Origin of the sequence: Streptomyces sp. NPDC058665 (genome assembly GCF_042714995.1) — a bacterium.
In the GTDB taxonomy this organism is placed as follows: Bacteria; Actinomycetota; Actinomycetes; order Streptomycetales; family Streptomycetaceae; genus Streptomyces.
Genome location: NZ_JBHXRX010000026.1, coordinates 112063 through 118859, shown reverse-complemented (window position 1 = coordinate 118859; position 6797 = coordinate 112063). Strand labels below are relative to the sequence as shown.

At 68.5% G+C, this 6797-nt stretch carries 8 protein-coding genes; 4 read left to right on the top strand and 4 right to left on the bottom strand.

The genetic code is table 11. The features are described from left to right. Nucleotides 1-266 precede the first annotated feature (266 nt). The 3 genes from ACFWV8_RS19210 to ACFWV8_RS19200 form a co-directional block, all read right to left on the bottom strand. The gene (locus ACFWV8_RS19210; RefSeq protein ID WP_384203265.1) at nucleotides 267-1298 is read right to left on the bottom strand and encodes an alanine racemase; all 1032 of its coding nucleotides are present in this window, start codon (nucleotides 1296-1298) and stop codon (nucleotides 267-269) included. Nucleotides 1299-1458: 160 nt separating this feature from the next. Continuing rightward, entirely contained in the window at nucleotides 1459-2577 is a 1119-nt protein-coding gene (locus ACFWV8_RS19205; protein WP_329385031.1) for a peptidoglycan bridge formation glycyltransferase FemA/FemB family protein, read from the bottom strand. A 134-nt stretch (nucleotides 2578-2711) separates the two neighbouring features. Then, the gene (locus tag ACFWV8_RS19200; RefSeq protein ID WP_329385033.1) at nucleotides 2712-3032 is read right to left on the bottom strand and encodes a hypothetical protein; all 321 of its coding nucleotides are present in this window, start codon (nucleotides 3030-3032) and stop codon (nucleotides 2712-2714) included. Between the two features lie 283 nt (nucleotides 3033-3315). Here ACFWV8_RS19200 and rpsF point away from each other — a divergent pair, with 283 nt between their 5' ends. From rpsF to rplI, 4 genes are all read left to right on the top strand, one after another. Then, nucleotides 3316-3606: a 30S ribosomal protein S6 gene (rpsF, locus tag ACFWV8_RS19195; protein WP_069626054.1), complete on the top strand. Its 291-nt coding sequence runs from the start codon at nucleotides 3316-3318 to the stop codon at nucleotides 3604-3606. Between the two features lie 75 nt (nucleotides 3607-3681). Beyond that, nucleotides 3682-4302 carry a single-stranded DNA-binding protein gene (locus tag ACFWV8_RS19190; RefSeq protein ID WP_329385036.1) on the top strand — a complete coding sequence of 207 codons (621 nt, stop codon included), beginning with the start codon at nucleotides 3682-3684 and terminating at the stop codon, nucleotides 4300-4302. A 42-nt stretch (nucleotides 4303-4344) separates the two neighbouring features. Then, nucleotides 4345-4581, top strand: a complete 237-nt coding sequence (gene rpsR, locus ACFWV8_RS19185; protein ID WP_003967857.1) for a 30S ribosomal protein S18 — start codon at nucleotides 4345-4347, stop codon at nucleotides 4579-4581. Between the two features lie 18 nt (nucleotides 4582-4599). Further along, nucleotides 4600-5046: a 50S ribosomal protein L9 gene (gene rplI, locus ACFWV8_RS19180; protein ID WP_329385038.1), complete on the top strand. Its 447-nt coding sequence runs from the start codon at nucleotides 4600-4602 to the stop codon at nucleotides 5044-5046. Nucleotides 5047-5247: 201 nt separating this feature from the next. On the opposite strand, the gene ACFWV8_RS19175 is transcribed toward rplI, so the two are convergent. Next, on the bottom strand, nucleotides 5248-6654 hold the full coding sequence (locus ACFWV8_RS19175; RefSeq protein WP_384203259.1) for an MATE family efflux transporter: 1407 nt from the start codon (nucleotides 6652-6654) through the stop codon (nucleotides 5248-5250). Between the last annotated feature and the right edge of the window lie 143 nt (nucleotides 6655-6797).

The window sequence follows — 6797 nt, the reverse complement described above, 5'->3', positions numbered from 1 at the left end:
TGGTGCAGTCCTAGACAGCTCCACCACACCGGAGGTCTTCGCCATGATCAAGCCCGACCAGTGTCAACAACGCTCGTGATCAATACACCTAGGGCCTGTCGTTTGGATCTTGCCGGGCTCGCGGTCCCCGGCACGCACGCTCGCCGCGTTGTCGTCGGTCGCCAACGCTCCGCGTTGTCTCTCTCCTCCGCCTTGCGATCGCACGCACCAGACCCCGCTCCCTGATCCGGCCTGATCCAAACGACAGGCCCTAGCGGGCAGGGGGGCTAGCGGTCCACGAGCCGGTCGAACTGGGTGGTCGTGTGGCGCAGATGCGCCACCAGCTCGTCGCCCACCTTGGGCTCCTGCGCGTCGGCCGGCACGAACAGGATCGACACCTGCATGTGCGGCGGCTCGGCGAACCAGCGCTGCTTGCCCGACCAGACGAACGGCGACAGATTGCGGTTGACCGTCGCCAGACCCGCCCGTGCCACGCCCTTGGCACGCGGCATCACGCCGTGCAGGGCCTTGGGAGCCTCAAGCCCGACCCCGTGCGACGTACCGCCGGCGACGACCACCAGCCAGCCGTCGGAGGCGGTCTTCTGCTGGCGGTAGCCGAACCGGTCGCCCTTGACGACACGGGTCACGTCCAGCACGGCGCCCCGGTACTCGGTGGCGTCGTGGTCGCCGAGCCACAGCCGTGTTCCGATACGGGCGCGGAATCGGGTCTGCGGGAACTGCCGCTGGAGACGGGCGAGTTCCTCGGCGCGCAGATGGCTGACGAACATGGTGTGCAGCGGGAGCCGGGCGGCGCGCAGCCGGTCCATCCAGCCGATGACCTCCTCGACCGCGTCGGACCCGTCCGTGCGGTCGAGCGGCAGATGCAGCGCGAAGCCTTCGAGGCGTACGTCCTCGATGGCCGCGTGCAGCTGGCCCAGCTCCTCCTCGCGGACGCCGTGGCGCTTCATGGAGCTCATGCACTCGATGACGACGCGGGCGCCCACCAGGGCGAAGACGCCGTCGACCGACGAGACGGAGCGGATGACGCGGTCGGGCAGCGGTACGGGCTCCTCGCCGCGGCGGAAGGGGGTCAGGACCAGCAGGTCGCCGCTGAACCAGTCCTTGATACGGGCGGCTTCGTAGATCGTGCCGACCGCGAGGATGTCGGACTCGAAGCGGGTGGTCTCCTCGGAGAGCCGCTCGTGTCCGAAGCCGTAGCCATTGCCCTTGCAGACCGGGACGAGGCCCGGGAACTGGTCAATGACCGACTTCTGGTGCGCCCGCCAGCGCGCGGTGTCGACGTAGAGGGAGAGCGCCATGCCGGTCCGGAACCTTTCTCTCGGCTGCGGTGTATGAAGGATATGAACGTCATCGCGGGCCTTGGGGCCTTACGCGATTACTGGGCGCGCTGGTGCGGTTCACCGGTGTCCTGCTCCGCAGCGTGCTGACCACCGGCACTCCGCCGCCTGGGGGTCGGGATCAGCGTCGGGACATATACATGTCGAGAGCCTTGTGGAGCAGCTTGTTGAGCGGGAAGTCCCACTCACCCACGTACTCGACGGCCTCGCCGCCCGTTCCGACCTTGAACTGGATGAGACCGAAGAGGTGGTCGGTCTCGTCGAGGGAGTCGGAGATGCCGCGCAGGTCGTAGACGGTGGCCCCCATCGCGTACGCGTCACGGAGCATCCGCCACTGCATCGCGTTCGATGGCCGGACCTCCCGCTTGTGGTTGGCCGACGCCCCGTAGGAGTACCAGACATGGCCGCCCACGATGAGCATCGTCGCGGCGGCGACGTTCTCCCCCTCGTGCCGGGCGAAGTACAGCCGCATGCGGTTGGGGTCCTCGGAGTTGAGGACGGTCCACATCCGCTGGAAGTACGAGAGCGGGCGGGGCCGGAAGTGGTCGCGCTCGGCCGTGATCTCGTACAGCCGCTGCCACTCCTCCAGGTCGTTGTAGCCGGCCTGGACGACCTCGACGCCCGCCTTCTCCGCCTTCTTGATGTTGCGCCGCCACAGCTGGTTGAAGCCCTTGAGGACATCGTCCAGGGAGCGGTTGGCCAGCGGCACCTGGAAGACGTAGCGGGGCTGTACGTCTCCGAAGCCGGCCCCGCCGTCCTCGCCCTGCTGCCAGCCCATCTTGCGCAGCCGGTCGGCCACTTCGAAGGCGCGCGGCTCGATATGGGTGGCCTCGACGTCACGCAGCCGCTTGACGTCCTGGTCCTGGATGCCCGACTTGATGGCTCCCGCGTCCCAGCGGCGGATCACGACCGGCGGGCCCATCTTCACGGAGAACGCGCCCTGGTTCTTCAGATGAGCCAGCATCGGCTGGAGCCAGTCGCTCAGATTCGGGGCGTACCAGTTGATGACCGGGCCCTCGGGCAGATACGCCAGATACCGCTTGATCTTGGGCAGTTGGCGGTAGAGCACCAGTCCGGCGCCGACCAACTGGCCGTCCCTGTCGAACCAGCCCAGGCTCTCCGAGCGCCACTCCGTCTTCACGTCCGCCCACGCGGGGACCTGGCAGTGGCTGGCCGCGGGCAGACTCTGGATGTACGCCAGATGCTGCTCGCGACTGATGGTGCTCAGCGTCAGGGTCATGCGGGGCGCTCCTCGCAGATGTGTCCCCATGGAGTAGGGGGGCTCCGGCTCTCGCGCCGAAGCCTACTTGCCGATGGAGCGCCCCGGCTGGCCACGGGGCGGAGCGGGCACCGGGCCCGCCTTCGGAGCGGGCGTCAGCCCAGCACTCCGCCGAACAGGCCGCCGTGTGCCATGCCGAGGTAGAAGCCGACGCCGGCCGAGCCCAGACCCATGAGCGTCGCGAACCGCTCGTGCGTCGTCACGGAGACGTACTGGCTGTACAGGCCGGTGAGGATGCCGATGAGCCCCGCCCAGGAGCTGAGCAGATGCAGGTTGTGGAACATCCCGGAGATGAACGCGAGGACGCCCAGCACCGCGGTCACCCAGAGCAGGGTGTCCTGGAGAGGATGGGGCCGGTGATCGGTGGCGAAGAGAGAACCGGTCGACTTCGGTCGCGTCTGCGTTGCCTGTGCCATGGGGCACCTCCTGGCGCCTTGCCGGAAGCGGCGCTTCGTAACGCCGCCCACACCCGATGTGTACAGAGTGCGTCCGTACCCGGCCGGATTTCAACCGGAAGCCGGTCTGCGGGTAGTCTGTACGGTCTGCACCGGTGTCTGCCCAGGCCAGAAATCGATCATCGCTCGTCGGATCCCTCGTCGAGCGGGATTGTCAGTGGCGGCCGATACCGTTGCTCACGCATCACGACCCTCCTGCCACGGAACGACCGTGGCCGCTGAGTCCAAAGGAGGTGGGTTCCACATGCGTCACTACGAGGTGATGGTCATCCTCGACCCCGATCTCGAGGAGCGAGCAGTCTCCCCGCTGATCGAGAACTTCCTCTCCGTCGTCCGTGAGGGCGAAGGAAAGGTTGAGAAGGTCGACACCTGGGGCCGTCGTCGTCTCTCTTACGAGATCAAGAAGAAGCCCGAGGGCATCTACTCGGTCATCGATCTGCAGGCTGAGCCCGCGATCGTCAAGGAGCTCGACCGACAGATGAACCTGAACGAGTCGGTCCTCCGGACCAAGGTCCTCCGTCCCGAGACCCACTGAGCTTCTGGCTCAGCGGTTATCGGGTCCGAGTAGCAGCCAGCAGCAAGAAGCAATCCCCGCCGAGAGGTTCACCCAATGGCAGGCGAGACCGTCATCACGGTCGTCGGCAATCTCGTCGACGACCCCGAGCTGCGCTTCACCCCGTCCGGTGCGGCGGTCGCGAAGTTCCGTGTCGCGTCCACTCCCCGCATCTTCGACAGGCAGACCAACGAGTGGAAGGACGGCGAAGGCCTGTTCCTCACCTGCTCGGTCTGGCGTCAGGCGGCCGAGAATGTCGCCGAGTCGCTTCAGCGGGGCATGCGCGTCGTCGTGCAGGGCCGGCTGAAGCAGCGGTCCTACGAGGACCGCGAGGGCGTCAAGCGCACGGTCTACGAGCTGGACGTCGAGGAAGTCGGCCCCAGCCTGAAGACCGCCACGGCCAAGGTCACCAAGACCACCGGTCGCGGCGCCCAGGGCGGTTACGGCGGCGGTGGCGGCGGTCAGCAGCAGGGCGGCGGCAGCTGGGGCGGCGGTTCGGGCGGCGGTGGCCAGCAGGGCGGCGGCGGAGCACCCGCCGACGACCCCTGGGCGACCAGCGCGCCGGCCGGCGGCCAGCAGCAGCCGCAGGGCGGCGGGGGCAACGGAGGCGGCTGGGGCGGAAGCTCCGGCGGTTCCGGCGGCTCCGGCGGCGGCTACTCGGACGAGCCGCCCTTCTAGGGCAGCTCGCTCCCACTTTCTTGATCACACAGGAGAAACACCATGGCGAAGCCGCCTGTGCGCAAGCCTAAGAAAAAGGTCTGCGCGTTCTGCAAGGACAAGACCCAGTACGTGGACTACAAGGACACGAACATGCTGCGGAAGTTCATTTCCGACCGTGGCAAGATCCGTGCCCGCCGCGTCACCGGCAACTGCACGCAGCACCAGCGTGACGTCGCCACGGCCGTCAAGAACAGCCGTGAGATGGCGCTGCTGCCCTACACGTCCACCGCGCGATAAGGGGAGGGTGACCCAATCATGAAGATCATCCTCACTCAAGAGGTCTCCGGCCTCGGCACCGCCGGTGACGTCGTCGACGTCAAGGACGGGTACGCCCGTAACTACCTGGTCCCGCGTGGTTTCGCGATCCGCTGGACCAAGGGTGGCGAGAAGGACGTCGAGCAGATTCGTCGCGCTCGCAAGATCCACGAGATCGCCACCATCGAGCAGGCCAACGAGATCAAGGCCCGCATCGAAGGCGTGAAGGTGCGTCTGGCCGTCCGCTCCGGCGACGCCGGCCGTCTCTTCGGCTCCGTCACCCCGGCCGACCTCGCTTCGGCGATCAAGTCCGCCGGTGGCCCGGACGTCGACAAGCGACGTATCGAGCTCGGTTCGCCGATCAAGACCCTGGGCTCGCACCAGGTGTCCGTGCGTCTGCACCCCGAGGTCGCCGCGAAGTTCGGCGTCGAGGTCGTGCCCGCGTAGGGCTCTGACCGCATTGGTTCACCGGGTCCGCCCGGTGGCCGGCAGACAGCAGTGGGAGGGCCGCGCCCCAGCCGGGGGTGCGGCCCTTTCGTTGTTTCACATGCGTGGTTTCACGTGAAACCAGAGCGGTCCGGCCGGGCGCGGTCTGACGGGCCTGGGCCTGCCCGACCGACCCGCCCGGGGTGCGGTCAGCGGGGCCGGTCAGCGCGTGGCGCCCGTGACCAGCCAGTGGCCGGACCGGGTGCGGAGCCAGAGCGTCAGCATGCGGACCGCCATCATGAGCGTCATGGCCCACCACAGGGCGGTGAGGCCGCCCCCGAACACCGGCACCAGGAGCGCGGCCGGGGCGAAGACCGCCAGCGTCACGACCATCGCCTTCGCCAGATAGGGGCCGTCGCCCGCACCCATCAGCACACCGTCCAGGACGAAGACGACGCCCGCGATCGGCTGGGTGACCGCCACCACCAGAAGCGCCGGGAGCAGCGTGTCCTGGACCACCTGGTCCCCGGTGAAGAGCGGGATGAACAGAGGGCGCGCCAGCACGATGAGCACCCCGAGCCCCACGCCGGAGACCACACCCCACTGCACCATGCGGCGGCAGACGTCCCTGGCGCCCTGGGGATCGTTCGCCCCCAGATACCGGCCGATGATGGCCTGTCCGGCTATGGCGATGGCGTCGAGCGCGAAGGCCGTCAGGCTCCACAGCGACAGGATGATCTGGTGCGCGGCCACATCGGCGTCACCGAGCCGGGCGGCGACGGCGGTGGCGATCATCAGGACGGCGCGCAGGGAGAGCGTACGGACGAGGAGGGGGACGCCCGCCTGGGCGCTCGCCCGTATGCCGGCGGAGTCGGGCCGCAGTGAGGCGCCGTGGCGGCGGGCGCCTCGTACGACCACGATCAGATAGGCGGCGGCCATGCCGAACTGGGCGATGACCGTGCCCCAGGCGGAACCGGCGATGCCGAGACCGGCGCCGTAGACAAGGCCCACATTGAGGACGGCGTTGGCGGCGAACCCGCCGATGGCGACGTACAGCGGGGTCCGGGTGTCCTGGAGACCGCGCAGGACGCCGGTCGCCGCCAGGACGACCAGCATCGCGGGGATGCCGAGGCTGGATATCCGCAGATAGGTGATCGCGTACGGCGCGGCGGTGTCGGAGGCGCCGAAGATGTCGACGAGCCAGGGCGCCAGGGGGAGGGTGATGGCGATGACGGCGGCGCCCAGCAGCAGGGCGAGCCAGATGCCGTCCACGCCCTGACGGATGGCCGCCTGAAGATCGCCGGCGCCGACGCGGCGGGCGACGGCGGCCGTGGTGGCGTAGGCGAGGAAGACGAAGATGCTCACGGCCGTGGTCAGCAGGGCCGCCGCGATGGCCAGACCGGCGAGCTGCGGAGTGCCGAGATGGCCGACGATCGCGCTGTCGACCATCAGGAACAGCGGCTCGGCGACGAGGGCGCCGAAGGCGGGTACGGCGAGCGCGACGATCTCGCGATCGTGCCGGCGCCGGTCGGCATTGGGCGGTCCGGCTGTCGGCGCGCCGGACTTGGATGGGCCGGCCTCGGACCGGCTGTCGGGCCCGGACCCGGGTGCCGTGGGGACCTGTGTCATGCGGTCAATCTAATCTTCCACAGGTAAGAGATGCAATGGGGAATTGATCCTTACCGTCTGGGGAGAACCGGGCGCTGCTGTGCGCCGTTTGCTCGGATCTTGGACCAGCTTGAAAAGTTTTTCTCCCCCACAGCCGGTGGACG